At 70.3% G+C, this 18,571-nt stretch carries 11 protein-coding genes; 5 read left to right on the top strand and 6 right to left on the bottom strand.

Annotation, left to right across the window (positions count from 1 at the left end; genetic code table 11):
* Positions 1 to 178 precede the first annotated feature (178 nt).
* The 5 genes from rplJ (at position 179) to OG199_RS18580 (ending at position 10,010) form a co-directional block, all read left to right on the top strand.
* Positions 179 to 709, top strand: a complete 531-nt coding sequence (rplJ, locus tag OG199_RS18600; protein ID WP_103549163.1) for a 50S ribosomal protein L10 — start codon at positions 179 to 181, stop codon at positions 707 to 709.
* Positions 710 to 818: 109 nt separating this feature from the next.
* A complete protein-coding gene (gene rplL, locus OG199_RS18595) occupies positions 819 to 1,199 on the top strand; it encodes a 50S ribosomal protein L7/L12 (protein ID WP_266700828.1) in 381 nt (126 codons plus the stop codon).
* Between the two features lie 638 nt (positions 1,200 to 1,837).
* Positions 1,838 to 5,323, top strand: coding sequence for a DNA-directed RNA polymerase subunit beta (rpoB, locus tag OG199_RS18590; protein ID WP_148010013.1), 3,486 nt, complete (start codon positions 1,838 to 1,840; stop codon positions 5,321 to 5,323).
* A gap of 111 nt (positions 5,324 to 5,434) precedes the next feature.
* The gene (locus OG199_RS18585; RefSeq protein ID WP_401805463.1) at positions 5,435 to 9,334 is read left to right on the top strand and encodes a DNA-directed RNA polymerase subunit beta'; all 3,900 of its coding nucleotides are present in this window, start codon (positions 5,435 to 5,437) and stop codon (positions 9,332 to 9,334) included.
* A 154-nt stretch (positions 9,335 to 9,488) separates the two neighbouring features.
* Entirely contained in the window at positions 9,489 to 10,010 is a 522-nt protein-coding gene (locus OG199_RS18580) for a DUF1707 and DUF4190 domain-containing protein (protein ID WP_356807178.1), read from the top strand.
* Positions 10,011 to 10,062: 52 nt separating this feature from the next.
* Here OG199_RS18580 and OG199_RS18575 read toward each other — a convergent pair whose 3' ends face one another.
* From OG199_RS18575 to OG199_RS18550, 6 genes are all read right to left on the bottom strand, one after another.
* A complete protein-coding gene (locus OG199_RS18575) occupies positions 10,063 to 11,406 on the bottom strand; it encodes a M48 family metalloprotease (RefSeq protein ID WP_405830379.1) in 1,344 nt (447 codons plus the stop codon).
* A 47-nt stretch (positions 11,407 to 11,453) separates the two neighbouring features.
* Positions 11,454 to 12,083 carry a Pycsar system effector family protein gene (locus OG199_RS18570; RefSeq protein ID WP_405830378.1) on the bottom strand — a complete coding sequence of 210 codons (630 nt, stop codon included), beginning with the start codon at positions 12,081 to 12,083 and terminating at the stop codon, positions 11,454 to 11,456.
* On the bottom strand, positions 12,080 to 13,924 hold the full coding sequence (locus tag OG199_RS18565; RefSeq protein WP_405830376.1) for a hypothetical protein: 1,845 nt from the start codon (positions 13,922 to 13,924) through the stop codon (positions 12,080 to 12,082). The genes OG199_RS18570 and OG199_RS18565 overlap by 4 nt, the downstream gene beginning before the upstream one ends.
* Before the next feature lie 78 nt (positions 13,925 to 14,002).
* Positions 14,003 to 16,270 carry a hypothetical protein gene (locus OG199_RS18560; RefSeq protein WP_405830375.1) on the bottom strand — a complete coding sequence of 756 codons (2,268 nt, stop codon included), beginning with the start codon at positions 16,268 to 16,270 and terminating at the stop codon, positions 14,003 to 14,005.
* A complete protein-coding gene (locus tag OG199_RS18555) occupies positions 16,267 to 17,190 on the bottom strand; it encodes a hypothetical protein (RefSeq protein ID WP_405830373.1) in 924 nt (307 codons plus the stop codon). The genes OG199_RS18560 and OG199_RS18555 overlap by 4 nt, the downstream gene beginning before the upstream one ends.
* A gap of 381 nt (positions 17,191 to 17,571) precedes the next feature.
* Positions 17,572 to 18,369 (bottom strand): Crp/Fnr family transcriptional regulator, encoded by a 798-nt coding sequence (locus OG199_RS18550; protein ID WP_356807170.1) that lies wholly within the window; start codon positions 18,367 to 18,369, stop codon positions 17,572 to 17,574.
* Positions 18,370 to 18,571 lie beyond the last annotated feature (202 nt).

Raw genomic sequence — 18,571 nt, 5'->3', positions numbered from 1 at the left:
AGGATCCGCTGAAACTGCGGACGACCCGCGTAGGTGACCGTGGATGTGCTCCCGGAGTTCGCTTGCCCAGCTTGCGGACATGCCGGTCGAGCTACGCCCCGTGCGCCTGCGCCGGGGCGTTTCGTTTGCCCAGCCCCTTCCGAGCGGTCCTCATCACCCGGAAGGAGGCCGACGCTCTATGGCAAGGCCCGACAAGGCTGCCGCGGTAGCCGAGCTCGCGGACCAGTTCCGCAGCTCGAACGCCGCCGTGCTGACCGAGTACCGGGGTCTCACCGTGGCGCAGCTCAAGACGCTGCGCCGTTCGCTCGGTGAAGACGCCCAGTACGCCGTGGTGAAGAACACGCTGACCAAGATTGCGGCCAACGAGGCCGGGATCTCCACGCTCGACGACCTTTTCAACGGTCCGACGGCGGTCGCCTTCATCACCGGTGACCCGGTGACGTCGGCGAAGGGTCTTCGTGACTTCGCCAAGGACAACCCCAACCTCGTCATCAAGGGCGGTGTCCTTGACGGCAAGGCGCTGTCCGCCGACGAGATCAAGAAGCTTGCGGACCTCGAGTCCCGCGAGGTTCTGCTCGCCAAGCTGGCGGGTGCCTTCAAGGGCAAGCAGACGCAGACTGCTCGCCTCTTCCAGGCGCTTCCCTCGAAGTTCGTCCGCACCGCGGAGGCGCTTCGTGCCAAGCAGGCCGAGCAGGGCGGTGCCGAGTAATTCGGCTCGCGCATTGACCGCCGCCTGAGGCGACGGTCGTAGCGGGCCGAACGTACGCCCGCCTCACCAGTACATCCGGCACCTGCCGAATTAGTGGAAGGACGCCATCATGGCGAAGCTGTCCCAGGAAGAGCTGCTCGCGCAGTTCGAGAACCTCACCCTCATCGAGCTCGCCGAGTTCGTGAAGGCCTTCGAGGAGAAGTTCGACGTCACCGCCGCCGCCGCGGTCGCCGTCGGCCCCGCCGCCGCTGCCGCCCCGGCCGAGGCCGAGGCCGAGCAGGACGAGTTCGACGTCATCCTCACGGGTGCCGGCGAGAAGAAGATCCAGGTCATCAAGGTCGTGCGTGAGCTGACCTCGCTGGGCCTGAAGGAGGCCAAGGACCTCGTCGACGGCGCTCCGAAGCCCGTCCTCGAGAAGGTCGCCAAGGAGGCCGCCGAGAAGGCTGCCGAGTCCCTCAAGGGCGCCGGCGCCTCCGTCGAGGTCAAGTAGTCCCAGGAGCCCGCTGAGGGCTCCCTCGCGAGCTGCCGCAGTCGCCCGCGTGGCGCTGTAACGCTGACGCACCGAAGAGCGATCACCCAACTGGGTGGTCGCTCTTCGGCGTTCAGGGGGTCCGGCAGCGGCTGCCTTGCACTGCGGTTCGCGACGAGTATGGTGATCTTCGTTGTGCCTCCGGCCGAGCCCGTGACGGGCTGCAAGACGGGCTGCAAGACAGGTTGCACGTGACGATCGCGGCACTTGCTTTGGGCATGGGGGGCCTTGACGAACGGCACGCAGCGCGCAATTCTCAGGACGCGTCGTCACAACGATCCGGATCCGAGGCATGGATCGGCGACGAAGAGGGCAGTATCGATGTGCATTGAGGGCGTGGCTTGCCGCAGGTGTTGACGACAACGAGGGTCTCTAAAAACCGGGACTGGACATCAGTGGGCCTAGTGGCTACACTGACCCTTTGCGCTGCCTGTTAGCTGCCTCCTGCCCGTCACCAGGGGCATGCCCTCGCTTGAGCACCGACGACCGGATTATCTCTGACCTGGCCTTTTAGGCTGAGTCGGGAACAGTCTGTCTCTGTGTCCCAGTGGGGGGCCGGTACGCGCGTAGTGAGTCCGAGCCCTCGGAAGGACCCCCTCTTGGCCGCCTCGCGCACTGCCTCGACCGCGAATACGAACAACGGCGCCAGCACCGCCCCGCTGCGCATCTCCTTTGCAAAGATCAAGGAGCCCCTCGAGGTTCCGAACCTTCTTGCGCTGCAAACCGAGAGCTTCGACTGGCTGCTCGGAAACGAAGCGTGGAAGGCTCGTGTCGAGGCGGCTCTGGACAGCGGACAGGACGTCCCCACGAAGTCCGGTCTGGAGGAGATCTTCGAGGAGATCTCCCCGATCGAGGACTTCTCCGGGTCGATGTCCCTGACGTTCCGCGACCACCGCTTCGAGCCCCCGAAGAACTCCATCGACGAGTGCAAGGAGCGCGACTTCACGTACGCGGCCCCGCTCTTCGTCACCGCCGAGTTCACCAACAACGAGACCGGCGAGATCAAGTCCCAGACGGTCTTCATGGGCGACTTCCCGCTCATGACCAACAAGGGCACCTTCGTCATCAACGGCACCGAGCGTGTCGTGGTGTCCCAGCTGGTCCGCTCGCCGGGCGTCTACTTCGACTCCTCCATCGACAAGACGTCCGACAAGGACATCTTCTCCGCCAAGGTCATCCCGTCCCGGGGCGCCTGGCTGGAGATGGAGATCGACAAGCGCGACATGGTCGGTGTCCGCATCGACCGCAAGCGCAAGCAGTCCGTCACCGTTCTCCTGAAGGCTCTCGGTTGGACCACCGAGCAGATCCTCGAGGAGTTCGGCGAGTACGAGTCCATGCGCGCCACCCTGGAGAAGGACCACACCCAGGGCCAGGACGACGCGCTGCTCGACATCTACCGCAAGCTGCGTCCGGGTGAGCCCCCGACCCGTGAGGCCGCGCAGACGCTGCTCGAGAACCTCTACTTCAACCCGAAGCGCTACGACCTCGCCAAGGTCGGCCGCTACAAGGTCAACAAGAAGCTGGGCGGCGAAGCCCCGCTGGACGCCGGCATCCTGACCGTCGAGGACATCATCTCGACGATCAAGTACCTGGTGAAGCTGCACGCCGGTGAGACCGAGACCGTTGGTGACAACGGCACCTCGATCGTCGTCGAGACCGACGACATCGACCACTTCGGCAACCGTCGTCTGCGCAACGTCGGCGAGCTCATCCAGAACCAGGTCCGCACGGGTCTGGCTCGTATGGAGCGCGTCGTGCGCGAGCGCATGACGACCCAGGACGTCGAGGCGATCACGCCGCAGACCCTGATCAACATCCGGCCGGTCGTCGCCTCCATCAAGGAGTTCTTCGGCACCAGCCAGCTGTCGCAGTTCATGGACCAGAACAACCCGCTGTCGGGTCTCACCCACAAGCGCCGTCTGTCGGCTCTTGGCCCGGGTGGTCTCTCCCGTGAGCGGGCCGGCTTCGAGGTCCGTGACGTGCACCCCTCGCACTACGGCCGCATGTGCCCGATCGAGACGCCCGAAGGCCCGAACATCGGTCTGATCGGCTCGCTCGCCTCCTACGGCCGGGTCAACGCGTTCGGTTTCGTCGAGACCCCGTACCGCAAGGTCACGGGCGGCGTCGTCACCGACGACGTCGACTACCTGACGGCCGACGAAGAGGACCGCTTCGTCATCGCGCAGGCCAACGCGCCGCTGACCGACGAGCTCCGCTTCGAGGAGTCCCGCGTCCTGGTTCGCCGTCGTGGCGGAGAGGTCGACTACGTCCCCGGTGAGGACGTCGACTACATGGACGTCTCGCCGCGCCAGATGGTGTCGGTCGCGACCGCGATGATCCCGTTCCTGGAGCACGACGACGCCAACCGTGCCCTCATGGGCGCGAACATGATGCGCCAGGCCGTTCCGCTGATCAAGTCCGAGGCCCCGCTCGTCGGCACCGGCATGGAGTACCGCTGCGCCGTCGACGCCGGCGACGTGCTCAAGTCGGAGAAGGACGGTGTGGTCCAGGAGGTCTCCGCGGACTACGTCACCACCGCCAACGACGACGGCACGTACACCACGTACCGCCTGCACAAGTTCTCCCGCTCCAACCAGGGCACGTCCGTCAACCAGAAGGTTGTCGTGGACGAGGGCGCCCGGGTCATCGCCGGCCAGGTACTGGCCGACGGCCCGGCGACCGAGAACGGCGAGATGGCGCTCGGCAAGAACCTGCTCGTGGCGTTCATGCCGTGGGAGGGTCACAACTACGAGGACGCGATCATCCTGTCGCAGCGCCTCGTGCAGGACGACGTCCTCTCCTCGATCCACATCGAGGAGCACGAGGTCGACGCCCGTGACACCAAGCTCGGCCCCGAGGAGATCACCCGGGACATCCCGAACGTCTCCGAGGAGGTCCTCGCCGACCTCGACGAGCGCGGCATCATCCGTATCGGTGCCGAGGTCGTCGCCGGCGACATCCTGGTCGGCAAGGTCACGCCCAAGGGTGAGACCGAGCTGACCCCCGAGGAGCGCCTGCTCCGCGCGATCTTCGGTGAGAAGGCGCGCGAGGTGCGCGACACCTCGCTGAAGGTGCCGCACGGCGAGATCGGCAAGGTCATCGGCGTCCGCGTCTTCGACCGTGAAGAGGGCGACGAGCTGCCGCCGGGCGTGAACCAGCTGGTTCGTGTCTACGTGGCGCAGAAGCGCAAGATCACGGACGGTGACAAGCTCGCCGGCCGCCACGGCAACAAGGGCGTCATCTCGAAGATCCTGCCGATCGAGGACATGCCGTTCCTGGAGGACGGCACCCCGGTCGACATCATCCTCAACCCCCTCGGTGTCCCGTCCCGAATGAACCCGGGACAGGTCCTGGAGATCCACCTCGGCTGGCTCGCCAGCCGCGGCTGGGACGTCTCCGGCCTCGGGGAGGACTGGGCGCAGCGCCTGCAGGCCATCGAGGCCGACCAGGTCGCCCCGGGCACCAACGTCGCCACCCCCGTCTTCGACGGTGCGCGTGAGGACGAGCTCGCGGGTCTGCTGCAGCACACGATCCCGAACCGCGACGGCGAGCGCATGGTGCTCCCGACCGGCAAGGCGCCGCTGTTCGACGGCCGCTCCGGCGAGCCGTTCCCGGAGCCGATCTCGGTCGGCTACATGTACATCCTCAAGCTCCACCACCTGGTCGACGACAAGCTGCACGCCCGCTCGACCGGTCCGTACTCGATGATCACCCAGCAGCCGCTGGGTGGTAAGGCCCAGTTCGGTGGCCAGCGCTTCGGTGAGATGGAGGTGTGGGCGCTGGAGGCGTACGGCGCCGCCTACGCCCTCCAGGAGCTGCTGACCATCAAGTCCGACGACGTGACCGGTCGCGTGAAGGTCTACGAGGCCATCGTCAAGGGCGAGAACATCCCCGAGCCCGGCATCCCCGAGTCCTTCAAGGTGCTCATCAAGGAGATGCAGTCTCTCTGCCTCAACGTGGAGGTGCTGTCCAGCGACGGTATGTCCATCGAAATGCGTGACACCGACGAGGACGTCTTCCGCGCGGCGGAGGAGCTCGGCATCGACCTGTCCCGGCGCGAGCCGAGCAGCGTCGAAGAGGTCTGACGGGAGTCCGGTTACGGGGGCTCGACGATGAACATCGCTGAGCCCCCGGCCGGCCCCAGGACCCCCGTATCAGACCCCATGACTTACAACCCTGAGAGGGATTGACGCATAGTGCTCGACGTCAACTTCTTCGATGAGCTCCGGATCGGTCTGGCCACCGCTGACGACATCCGTCAGTGGAGCCACGGCGAGGTCAAGAAGCCCGAGACCATCAACTACCGCACCCTCAAGCCCGAAAAGGACGGACTCTTCTGCGAGAAGATCTTCGGTCCGACCCGGGACTGGGAGTGCTACTGCGGCAAGTACAAGCGCGTCCGCTTCAAGGGCATCATCTGTGAGCGCTGCGGCGTCGAGGTCACTCGCGCCAAGGTGCGCCGTGAGCGGATGGGCCACATCGAGCTGGCCGCTCCCGTCACCCACATCTGGTACTTCAAGGGCGTTCCGTCGCGTCTGGGCTACCTGCTCGACCTCGCCCCGAAGGACCTCGAGAAGGTCATCTACTTCGCCGCGTACATGATCACGTACGTCGACGAGGAGCGCCGCACCCGCGACCTGCCCTCGCTGGAGGCGCACGTCTCCGTCGAGCGTCAGCAGATCGAGAACCGCCGCGACGCCGACCTGGAAGCCCGCGCCAAGAAGCTCGAGACCGACCTGGCCGAGCTGGAGGCCGAGGGCGCCAAGGCCGACGTGCGCCGCAAGGTGCGCGAGGGTGCCGAGCGCGAGATGAAGCAGCTGCGCGACCGTGCGCAGCGCGAGATCGACCGTCTCGACGAGGTGTGGACCCGCTTCAAGAACCTCAAGGTCCAGGACCTGGAGGGCGACGAGCTCCTCTACCGCGAGCTGCGTGACCGCTTCGGCACGTACTTCGACGGTTCGATGGGTGCCGCGGCGCTGCAGAAGCGCCTGGAGTCCTTCGACCTCGACGAGGAGGCCGAGCGCCTCCGCGAGATCATCCGCACCGGCAAGGGCCAGAAGAAGACCCGTGCGCTCAAGCGCCTCAAGGTCGTCTCCGCGTTCCTGCAGACCAGCAACAGCCCCAAGGGCATGGTGCTCGACTGCGTGCCGGTCATCCCGCCGGACCTGCGTCCGATGGTGCAGCTGGACGGTGGCCGCTTCGCGACCTCCGACCTGAACGACCTGTACCGCCGCGTGATCAACCGCAACAACCGTCTGAAGCGCCTTCTCGACCTCGGTGCCCCCGAGATCATCGTGAACAACGAGAAGCGCATGCTTCAGGAGGCCGTCGACGCGCTCTTCGACAACGGCCGTCGTGGTCGCCCGGTCACGGGCCCCGGCAACCGCCCGCTGAAGTCGCTGTCCGACATGCTCAAGGGCAAGCAGGGTCGATTCCGTCAGAACCTGCTCGGCAAGCGTGTGGACTACTCCGCGCGTTCCGTGATCGTCGTCGGTCCGCAGCTGAAGCTGCACCAGTGCGGTCTGCCGAAGGCCATGGCGCTGGAGCTCTTCAAGCCGTTCGTGATGAAGCGCCTGGTCGACCTGAACCACGCGCAGAACATCAAGAGCGCCAAGCGGATGGTCGAGCGCGGCCGCACGGTCGTCTACGACGTCCTGGAAGAGGTCATCGCCGAGCACCCGGTTCTGCTGAACCGTGCGCCGACGCTGCACCGCCTCGGCATCCAGGCCTTCGAGCCGCAGCTGGTCGAGGGCAAGGCCATCCAGATCCACCCGCTCGTCTGCACCGCGTTCAACGCGGACTTCGACGGTGACCAGATGGCCGTCCACCTGCCGCTCTCCGCGGAGGCGCAGGCCGAGGCCCGCATCCTGATGCTGTCCTCGAACAACATCCTCAAGCCGGCCGACGGCCGCCCGGTCACGATGCCGACCCAGGACATGGTCCTCGGTCTGTTCTTCCTGACCACGGACGGCGAGCTGCGCGACGTCAAGGGCGAGGGCCGCGCGTTCGGCTCCACCGCCGAGGCGACGATGGCCTTCGACGCCGGGGAGCTCGCTCTCCAGTCGGCGGTCGACATCCGCTTCCCGGTGGGCACCATCCCGCCGCGCGGCTGGACCCCGCCGGCCGTCGAGGAGGGCGAGCCGGAGTACCAGACCGGTGACACCTTCCGGCTGCGCACCACCCTGGGCCGCGCGCTCTTCAACGAGCTGCTGCCCGAGGACTACCCGTTCGTCGACTACTCGGTCGGCAAGAAGCAGCTCTCCGAGATCGTCAACGACCTCGCCGAGCGCTACCCCAAGGTCATCGTGGCGGCGACGCTCGACAACCTGAAGGCGGCCGGCTTCTACTGGGCGACCCGTTCCGGCGTCACCGTGGCCATCTCCGACGTCGTCGTTCCCGAGGCGAAGAAGGAGATCGTCAAGGGCTACGAGGCGCAGGACGAGAAGGTCCAGAAGCAGTACGAGCGTGGTCTGATCACCAAGGACGAGCGCACGCAGGAGCTCATCGCGATCTGGACCAAGGCGACCAACGAGGTCGCCGAGGCGATGAACGCGAACTTCCCGAAGACGAACCCCATCTTCATGATGGTCGACTCGGGTGCCCGAGGAAACATGATGCAGATGCGTCAGATCGCGGGTATGCGTGGTCTGGTGTCGAACGCCAAGAACGAGACGATCCCGCGTCCGATCAAGGCCTCCTTCCGTGAGGGCCTGTCGGTGCTGGAGTACTTCATCTCGACCCACGGTGCTCGTAAGGGTCTGGCGGACACCGCTCTGCGTACCGCCGACTCGGGTTACCTCACCCGTCGTCTGGTCGACGTCTCCCAGGACGTCATCATCCGCGAGGAGGACTGCGGCACCGACCGTGGCCTCAAGCTGCACATCGCGGAGCGCGGCGCGGACGGCGTGCTGCGCAAGGCGGAGAACGTCGAGACCAGCGTGTACGCCCGTGCGCTGGCCGAGGACATCACCGTCGACGGCAAGGTGCTGGCCCCGGCCAACACCGACCTCGGCGACGTCCTCATCGACGAGCTGGTCAAGCACGGCATCGAGGAGGTCAAGACCCGCTCGGTCCTGACCTGCGAGTCCGCCGTCGGTACCTGCGCCATGTGCTACGGCCGTTCGCTGGCCACCGGCAAGCTGGTCGACATCGGTGAGGCGGTCGGCATCATCGCCGCCCAGTCCATCGGTGAGCCCGGTACCCAGCTGACGATGCGTACCTTCCACACCGGTGGTGTGGCCGGTGACGACATCACCCAGGGTCTGCCCCGTGTCGTCGAGCTCTTCGAGGCTCGTACGCCCAAGGGTGTCGCCCCGATCTCGGAGGCGGCCGGCCGCGTCCGTATCGAGGAGACCGAGAAGACCAAGAAGATCGTCGTCACCCCGGACGACGGCAGCGACGAGACGGCGTTCCCGATCTCGAAGCGTGCCAAGGTCATGGTGCGTGAGGGTGACCACGTCGAGGTGGGCCAGAAGCTCACCTTCGGTGCCACCAACCCGCACGACGTGCTGCGGATCCTCGGTCAGCGCGCGGTCCAGGTCCACCTGGTCGGCGAGGTCCAGAAGGTCTACAACTCGCAGGGTGTGTCGATCCACGACAAGCACATCGAGATCATCATCCGGCAGATGCTGCGCCGCGTGACGATCATCGAGTCGGGCGACGCGGAGCTGCTGCCCGGCGAGCTGGTCGAGCGTTCGAAGTTCGAGACCGAGAACCGTCGTGTGGTGCAGGAAGGCGGCCACCCGGCCTCCGGCCGTCCGCAGCTGATGGGTATCACCAAGGCCTCGCTGGCGACCGAGTCGTGGCTGTCGGCGGCGTCCTTCCAGGAGACGACCAGGGTTCTGACGGACGCGGCGATCAACGCCAAGTCCGACTCCCTGATCGGCCTCAAGGAGAACGTCATCATCGGTAAGCTCATCCCGGCCGGTACGGGTCTGTCCCGTTACCGCAACATCCGGGTCGAGCCGACCGAAGAGGCCAAGGCCGCGATGTACTCGGCCGTCGGTTACGACGACATCGACTACTCGCCGTTCGGCACGGGCTCCGGCCAGGCCGTTCCGCTGGAGGACTACGACTACGGTCCGTACAACCAGTAAGGCGTACGTCAACTGACGGGCGGTCACCCTTCGTGGGTGGCCGCCCGTCGGCGTTCTCCGGGCTCGTCCGGCGGTATGGAGGTCCTGCGGGAACCGGTGCCGGAAATGCCGCGTTGGAGCATGATGGAGGAATCCGTCTGGGGGGAGGCATTCCGTGTCGTACCCGACGCCGTGGCAGCCGTGGCAGGGGCAGAGCGGGCCGTCGATGCTCGCGTCGCACGCCGACCGGGAGCGGGCGGTGGACGTGCTGAGAGCCGGCTTCGGCGAAGGCCGCCTGGATCAGGACGAGTTCGAGAAGCGGGTGGCGCGGGCCTACGCGGCCAGGACGGTGGGCGAACTGGCCGTGCTCGTCGGCGACCTGCCACAGGGTCCCGTGCCGATGTCGGCGGGCTCCGGGGCCGTCGTCCCGCTGACCTTCCTGCCCGCGCCGCGTCCGGTGACGAACGGGAAGGCGGTCGGGGCCGTGGTCTGCGGACTGCTCACCCTGGTGACGCTCGGTGCCACCGGCATTCCCGCGGTCGTCCTGGGGCACGCCGCGCGCTCGGAGATGCGCCGTACCGGGGAGAGCGGTGAGGGCCTCGCGATGACCGGTCTCGTGCTGGGCTGGCTGTCGGTCTCGGCCTGGGCGCTGTTCCTGATGCTGGTCATGATCGTCGGGGTGGTGTCCGGGAGCTGAGCGGCCGGCCGGCCTCCGGCGTCAGCCGCGGATTCGGCCGGCCCCTCTGCCGTCAGGCGGGCGGCTGGAGATACGGCTGGAGGTGGTGCAGCCGTGTGTAGTGGTCCGGGTGGGACGAGAGCAGCTTGCTGAGCGGGCTCTCCCGCGGGGGGACGCCCCCGTTGCGGGCGGTGAGCGCGGCCGTCTCGTACTGCTCCTGCTGGTGCAGCTTGTGGAGGACGGCGGCCAGCATCGGGGCGAAGCCGAGGGCCGCGGCGTGCTCGTCGGCGCGCAGTTCGGCCCGGCGCCCGACGGCGGCGAGCGCGTACGGCACGGCGAGGACGAGCAGCGGAAGTCCGTACAGCGTGCTGACCGTCGCCAGGGCGAGGCCGCCGAGGACCAGCACGACGAACGCGGCCCCGAAGCAGGAGAACGCGCGCGACACCTTGAGGACGATGCTCGCGAACCCGCGCAGGACCCGCCAGGCGAGCCGGCCGGGCAGCGCGTACCAGTAGCCGAGCAGCGAGGACCAGGCGTGGCCGCCGACGTGGTGGCCCAGTTCGTGTGCGAGGACCGCGGCGAGTTCCCCGTTGGGGAGGTGGTTCATGGCGAAGCGGGTGACGCCGACGATGTGGCCGGCCGCGGCGACCGCGTTCAGGCCGTCGCTGTCCTCCACCCACAGTTCGTAGGTGCGGCCCTCGACTCCGGCGCGCGCCGTGACCTCGTGCCAGACCGGTTCGAGTTTGGCTCGTTCTTGCGGGGTGGGGTAGCGCAGGCGGAGCAGACGGCGCGCGATGGCGCTCTCGGTGGGCCGGTGGAACACCAGTGCGCCGCTGACCAGCCAGGCGAGGACCACGAGGAACCCGAGGTCGCCGAAGAAGGCGGAGAACAGGGCGACGACGAACAGGCTGCACAGGAAGTTCGGCAGGTGGAGCAGCAGACTGCCCACGGCGGTGGAGTCGGTGCGGCGCTGCTGGCTGCGGATGTGGACGCGGCCGTGGTCGGTGCTGATGTGGTGCGGGTGGGCGGGGTCGTCGGGGGAGAGGGCCTGGGCCGGGATGGAGGGCGGCGCGGCCTGCGGGTACCCGGGCTGGGGCGGGGGAGTGGCGGTCTGTGGGTATTGCGGGGGCTGCGGGTGGTACAGGGCCTGTGGGTGTTGGCCTCCTGGATAGGTCGGGGGTTGCTGGCCCGGATACGGCGGGGGTTGCTGGCCCGGATAGGCCGGGGGTTGGTGGCCCGGATAAGGCGCGGGTTGCTGGCCTGGATACGACGGAGGTTGTTGGCCTGGATACGACGGGGGCAGCTGTTGACCGGGGTAGGTCGGGGGCTGTTGTCCCGGGTAGGGCGGGGGTACCTGGGACGGGGGCGGTGCGGGGTGCTCGGGGTACTCCGGTGGCGAGGGCGGTGGCTGGGTCACGGTGCTTCCTTTGCGTGGGGACGAGCGGCGAGTACGGCCGGCCGGTGTCAGCCGATCAGCAGTGAGGCGGGCAGCAGGACCGTGCCGACGCAGAAGGCGATCAGCCCGGTGCGGATCCACTGGTGTTTGCGCGCGGCGATCCCGCTCGTCTCGGCGAGGGCCTTGGCCAGGCCTCCGGTGGGATCGCGCCCGGTGTCCGCGAGGGCGCTCCGCAGACAGCCGAGCCGTACGGCCTGCTGGATGTCGCCGAAGTACGACAGCGGATGGCCCGGCGCCCAGTCCGCGGCGCCGTAGCGCGGGAGCACCGCCAGCAGCAGGGCGAGAAGGGAGAGGGCGAGGGAGCCGACGCCCGCCCAGCACAGTGCCGCACCCGGAACGGAGAGCGCTGCCGGCGTCCAGTCGTGCCCCGCGAGCAGACCGCTGAAGACGCCCGCGGTCATGCCGAGCGCGGCGACCAGCACCGATGCCTTGCTGTCGGCGCGGGTGATCTCGGCACGGAGGTCCGTGAGGAGGCGCTCGCACAGGCGGACGATCTCGGGCGTGGTGGCGTCCTGGTGGTGGTCCGGGAGGGGAGCGCCGGTGGCCGGGGCTCCGGGCGGGACCCCGAGCGGAGCGGCCGGGTCCCCGTCCGGGTCGGTGGCGGGCGTGGGTACCGGTGCCGGGTCGAGTGCGGTCACGTGCCGTCCTCCGCGGTGCCGGCGGCCGGCTCGTCGGGCCTTGATCCGGGCCTCGGTGCGTCGGGCTTCGGTGCGTCGGACCGCGGTGCGTCGGGCCCCGGTTCAGCGGATCTCGGTCCTTCGGGGCGCGGATGGTCGGGGCGCGGATGGTCGGCCCGCGGGGTGTCGTGGACCGGTTGGCCGACGGCTGTCACGTCCTGCGCGGGCAGGGTCGGGGTGCTGCCGTAGCCCGGGGGCGGCTGCCAGGCCGGGGTTGCGGGCGCGAAGGGCCCGGTCGGCGGGGCGGGGACGCCCGGGTAAGGGGTCGGAGGCACCAGTGGAGGCACGACCGGGGGCGGCGGGGCGTACGGCTGCGGGGACTGCCCGCTGGGACCGCCAGGAGCCCCGTACGGGCTTCCCACCGGTCCCGGCTGGGCACCGGGGTGCTGACCCGCCGCCGGGCCCGGCTGCCCGGCGTACGAGCCGTACGGCCCGTACGGCTGCGTGGCGGCGGGGCCCGCTCCGGGACCCGCTCCGGGCGCCGGTGCGGATGCGGGTGCCGACGCGGGTGTGGACGTGGGCGTCGGTGCGAGGCGGCCGTCCTGGTCGGCTGCCTGCGCCGTGGGCTCCTGGAGCGGCGGCCGGCCGGGAGCCGGGGGTTCGGCCTGGCCGGGGCCGGTCGGCGCGTATCCCGGCATCGGAGGGTCCGGGTACGCCGGACCGGCGGCCGACGGAAGGAGCGGAGGGGTCTGCGGAACCCCCGGGAGGCGCTGGTTGAGGATGTCGCTGACCGTGCGCAGGGCCAGCTGCTTCGGGCCCTCCAGCTCGTAGCCCTCGGCCGTGTCGCCGCTCAGCAGCTGTTTCACCAGGTCCATCTGGGCCTGGATCATCCGGAGCTGGTCCTCGCGCATGCTGGACATGACGAGGTGGGAGTCCTCCGGGCGCTGGGCGAGATGCAGCGCCCAGGCATGGACACCGCCCTGCTGGAGGTGCCACTGGTAGAAGGCGATCTTCTCCTCCTCCAGTTTCTGGAGTTCGATCTGCTGGTGCCCCTGCTGGAGGGCGAGCTGATGCTGCTGCCCGCTGAGCAGGAGCGCCTGCTCGTGCTGCCACCGCTGCTGCTGGAGCGCGAGTTCCTGCTGCCGGTTGCCGTACGCCATCGCCCGGTCGATCTGGAGGGCGTCCTGCTGCCGGAACCGGCGGTCGGCCTCGACGTCGACCTCCATGCCGCGCTGCGCCACCCGCACCTGTTCGGCGGCGGAGTACTCGATGGCCTGCAGCCGCTGCTGGTGCTCGATGTTCGCCTGGTCGCGACGGAGCCGCAGGGTCCAGGTGACCTGCAGTCCCGCCGGTGCCCCGAGCGGCCCGAGCACGGTGACCGCCTGGAGCAGTTCCCGCTCGGCCGCGGCGCTGTCCGCGATGGCGAAACGGCGGCTCACCGGCCGGGCCGCCTGCTGGAGTTCGCCGATGAGCGCCGCCGGAACGTTCCGGTGCCCGCTCTCCACGAACCGGCCCGGATCGAGGACCTGCCAGGACAGGTCGAGGACCGCGGTGAACTCGAAGGCGTCGTTGTCGCTCGGGAGGGTGAGTTCGGCCGAGTGGGGATGCACGCCCATGTCCACCTCGTACACGGCCGAGTACCGCTTCGCCGCGATCTCGCTGCGCGTCGGCCTCCGGGGCGGCAGATACGTCTCGTAGCCGCCCTTGGGAGTGGAGAAGACCAGGGCGTGGTCGATGCGGACCAGATGCTTCAGCGAGAGCTCGAAGCGCGACAGCTGGCGCACGGTGAGCACCGGGTCGACCAGGTCGGAGTGACGGTCCGCCTGCTGCTGCCACTCGGGCGGGCGGTTGAAGGTGGGCATGTGCGTGTCTCCTCGGGAACGCCGGGGCGCTTCGCCTCCGGTCGCCTGGGTCGGAAGGTTCTGGCGGCGGGCCCCCGGTCAGCGGGCCGGAAGGGTGGTCAGCAGGCGGGCGGCCACCAGGGGCGGGGGCGCTCCGTCCTCGCCGGGCATGGTCCGCAGCAGATGGCTCAGCCGCTGGTGCTCGGCGGTGGTGGTGACGAGAGCGGGCAGCAGGGCGGCCAGCGCCCATTCGGCGGCCGGCGTCCGGTCGGCGATCAGCACCCAGTCGCGCAGCACGTCGAGCGCGTGCCGGGTGGCCCGGGGGTCGGCGAGCGCCGCCCGCCACAGGGCCGGGATGCCGTGGGCGGCCGCCGCGCCCTCGGTCGCCGCCCGCGCGTACCAGCCGAGGACCAGCGGGGTGCCGTACCGCTCGTCGTCCTCGGTGCGGCGGCAGGCGTTGACGAAGCCGCCGAGGGTGAGGTCGTGTACGGCACGGTCGTCGTCGAGGCGGCCGAGCAGCTCGGCGAGCACGACATCGCTGGCGGGGGAGAGGAGCAACAGCTCCACGGCCTCGGCGAGTTCGCGCGCCATCTCGCCGTCCAGGTCGTCGGGGGCGTCCGTGTACAGGCGGCGGACGGCACCGCGCAGCGCGGCGAGCGCCTGTACCGGCCGCTCGGGTCCGATCAGCGCGTACGCCCGCGCCGCCACCCAGCGCAGCCGCGGATCGTCGTGGGTGCACCAGTCGTCGAGGATGCGCGGGATGTTGGGCGTGCCGACGAGGTGCGCGAGGGTGAGTGCGTTGACGGCCACGAGCCGGTGCCGGAACAGCTTGGACGTGCCCCAGGGTTCGATGACCAGGGCCATCGCGGAGGGCAGGTCGGTACGGGCGAGGACGGCGACGGTGGAGGCGGCCCGGGTACGGACCAGGGGGCGGCCGTCGTCGGCGAGCCGGCGCAGCCAGGCGATCAGGGCGGGCCGCGCGGACGGGTGGCCCGTCCACACCTCGCGGAGCAGGACGAGGGAGGCCCGGTCGTCGCGGAACGCCGCCTTCCGCTGGGTCACCGGGCCCCATTCGGTGTGCTCGTCCTCCTCGTAGCGGTGGGCGCGGGCCAGTTGGAGGCGTTTGCCGACATGCGTGCCGAAGACGGGGACCTCCGGGACGCGGGCCCGGTTCTCGGTCTCCTGGAGGAAGCGGTAGAGCAGATCGCTGAGTTCGGCGGTGAGGGCGTACGGGCCGCCGTCGAAGGCGGCCAGCGCGACGAGGAACGCCTTGTCCCGCAGGTGGATCGAGGCCTCGTCCTCCTCGAACCACTCCTGGACCTGGTTCTCCAGCGACACGAGCGAGAACCGCGCCACGGCGTCCTCGGTCACCTCCCCGGCCGCGTACCGACCGAGCAGCCGGGCGAAGGCGGCGACCTCGCGCAACTGGTGCCCGCGGCCCAGGAATTCGGTGGTGTCGGGGAGCCCGAGCAGCTTGGCGGCGCTCTCCTCGTCGGTGCGGGCGCGCAGGTGGGTGGCGAGGACGTCGGCCGCGGCCGGGGGCTCCCAGCGGACGGCGGGGACGTCCTCCAGTGCGGCGCTGGGGCCGACGGTGATCACCAGGTAGGCGTCCTGCTCGGCGAGGCGGTCCCGGGCGGCGAGCAGATGGGGTTCGCGCAGCGGGCGGTCCCGGCGGGTGGCGAGGTCGCACAGGACGTACCCGCGCGCACGGTCGCCGTCGCGCTTCTCCACGGCTTCCGGCGTGAACCCGTCGGCGAGGCTGCCCGGGGCGGTGTCGGGAACGAGGGTGCGGACGGGGGCGGCGCCGAGGCGGTGCAGGAGCATCAGGGCGGCCGTGCGTCTGCCGGTGAAACGGGCGCCGGACAGGACCAGGACGCGGTCGCGGCGCAGCCGGTCGAGCAGGTCGTCCATGACCCGGGCGTCGGCGACGAAGCTGCCGTCCAACCGCTCCAGGGTGGAGCGCGGGACCTCGCCGGCGGACGGTGCGGGCGAGGCCGTGCCGGCCGTTGCCAGGTGGTAGATCTCCGTCCTGCCGCCCATGAAGACGTCACCGGTGAAGTGACCGCCGCTGATACCGCCGTGCTGGTCACCCCCGAGCAGGCCGCCGCCGAAGCGGGCCCGGGCGCCGACGTTCATGGTCCGAGGGCTGTGGTCGACCAGGTCACGCCGGGCCGACCAGGCGGTCTGTGGCTGGTCGTGCTCCTCGGACGCGTCCTGGTCGTCGCCACGGGGGGTGTCGTCGGGTACGGGGGTGGTGGAGGGCTGGTCCGCGGCGGGGCCGGGGCCGCCGTGGCCGGAGGGCGGGCCGTCGTGGCCGGGGCGGGGGCCGGCCGGGGAACCCTGGCCGGCCGGCTCCTGGGTGCTCACGCGCTGCCGCCCCGCTCCTGGCCGTCCTGTGCCCGGCCGCCGTGGCTGCGGCCGCCCCGCTCCCGGTCGCCGGGGTCGCCGAAGGTGACGTTGCCGCTGAAGTGGCCGCCGCTGATCCCGCCGTACTGGTTGCCGCCGAGCACTCCACCGCTGATGTCGACGGAGCCGCCGTCGACGCGGAGCGCGGGGCCCGGCGCCGGGGCTCCCCCTGATCCGGCCGGCGCCGGGCGGTCCTCGCCGGGGCCGCCCCGCGGGGGGACCGTGGGCGCCGGGCGGTCCCCCGAACCGCCCGGTGCCCCGGCCTCCCCCGCCCCCGTGTCGGCGTGGTCTCGTGTGGGCGCCGCGGCGCCGGGAAGCGGGCCGTGCAGCCATGCCTTCAGCGGGCCGTTCTTGCTGTCCACCGTCATCGGACGGAAGTCGGCGGCCGGGACTCCGGGGTGGTCGTGCCGTACGACGCCGGTGTAGAGCGCGTCGGAGACACAGAGCGCGAAGTCGTCGGCGCGCTCGCGCAGGGCGGCACGCAGGGGCCGGGCGTCCAGCAGGCGGCAGGCGTGGTTCAGGTCGGAGCCGACCCAGCCGTCGAGCGCGTCGACCGCGACGTAGCCGGTGGCGAGGACGCCGCGCAGGCGGATCTGGGCGGAGCGGGACGCCATGCGGTTGACGGTCCTCAGCTGGGCCGGGACCTCCGTGAGCAGCGCGCGGAGCAGGGTGGTCACCGGGGCGTTCGCGTCGATGAGCGCCATCACGGCGTCACCGCGGTCGGCACGCAGCCGCCGGGTCTCGTCGATGCCGGCGTGTTCCAGGGCGCGGTCGGTGACGTCGTAGAGCATGCGCCGCAGGTACGCCTGCTCCACGTCGTCCCGGTCGCTGAACCTCTCGATGTCCAGCAACAGGATCGTGCGGCTCACGGGGTGGGTCATGGTCGCCTCTCGGAGGTGTGCCGTGCAGACCAGCAGCCTGGTGGCGGGACGCCCCGGGCCGTGAGGGCGGATGACCCACTCGGAGTGTGACCGTGTGCACAGAAGGTCCCCGGGAGGCCGGGGGACACGGCGGGACACCGGGGGACGCCTCGGGGACATGGGGCGAGCCGCTCCTCGGCCGTCCCGGACGGCTCAGTCACCCCGGACGGACAGGGGCCCCGGACGCACAGTCACCGCCGACGGCTCCGGCACTCCGGACGGACAGTCACCCCGGACGGCGCGCCCCGACTTCACCCGCGCCCCCGCTTCCCTCCCGACGCCGCCCGCCGCCCGCCGCCCGCCGCCCGCCGCGCCTACGTCTTGCCGCCTACGCCTCGCCGCCTACGCCTCCCCGCCCGAGCCGCCCCGGGGCAGCTGTCCCTCCCCCTCCCGAGGGACCTGCGGGGACGGAATCCCGGCGGCCGGGAACTCCGTGGCCGCGATGCGGCGGAGTATGTCGGGGCGCAGGATCAGCAGCGTGCGGCGCCCCGTGGAGACGGCCTGCTTGTCGCGGAGTTCTCTGAGCAGCCGCTGCACCATCTCGCGCGACGCGCCGACCGAGCCCGCCAGTTCCTGCTTGCTCAGCGGCACCGCGAGCTCGATGCCCTCGGCCGTCCGGCGGCCGTGCGTACGGGCCAGGTCCAGGAGCAGGACCGCGAAACGCTGCCGCACGCTCATCGAGGCGAACTCCAGCCGCCGCCGGTCGGCCGCCCGCGTGCGGTCCGCGGTCAGGCCGAGGAGCGCGAAGGAGACGTCGGGTGAACGGCTCAGGAAATCACGGAAGCGCTCGTGCTCCACGGCCACCGCCCGCACCGGCTCCAGCGCGGTCACCGTCGCGGACCGCGGCCGCCCGGTGAGCACCGCGGACTCCCCGACGATGTCACCGGGGCCACGCAGCGCGAGCAGGGCCTCGTACCCGTTGGCGGCCGAGGCGGTGACCTTCGTCCAGCCGGTCACGAGGAAGAGGACGTGCGCGGACGGTTCGTGCTGGTGCAGCAGGATGACGCGCGGGGCGAAGTCCAGCGAGCGGCCGAGTCCGAGCAGTGCCGAACGGTCCTCGGCCTCCAGCCGGGCCAGGAAGGGCACCCGGTCGTCCAGGCCCCCGTCGTCCGACGGATGGGCCACCGTCCCTGTCGTCATGCTCGTCCCCCAGTCCTCGCAGCGGACGGATCAACGTACTGAAAGCGCAAGACCGCCGAGCCCGAAAGGGCGCGATCCGGCCAGGATGCGCAGCCCGTCTCCCGGGCTCCGGCGGCCCCGGCACGGCCTACCGTGCGACGGTCGCGGGGGCCCGGACAGGTCGTCGCGGACGTGGTCGGCGAGCCCGTCCGAGGGGGGTGGG

It is taken from the genome of Streptomyces sp. NBC_01176 (assembly GCF_045039825.1).
GTDB lineage: Bacteria > Actinomycetota > Actinomycetes > Streptomycetales > Streptomycetaceae > Streptomyces.
This window is presented reverse-complemented; position numbering and strand designations above follow the sequence as displayed.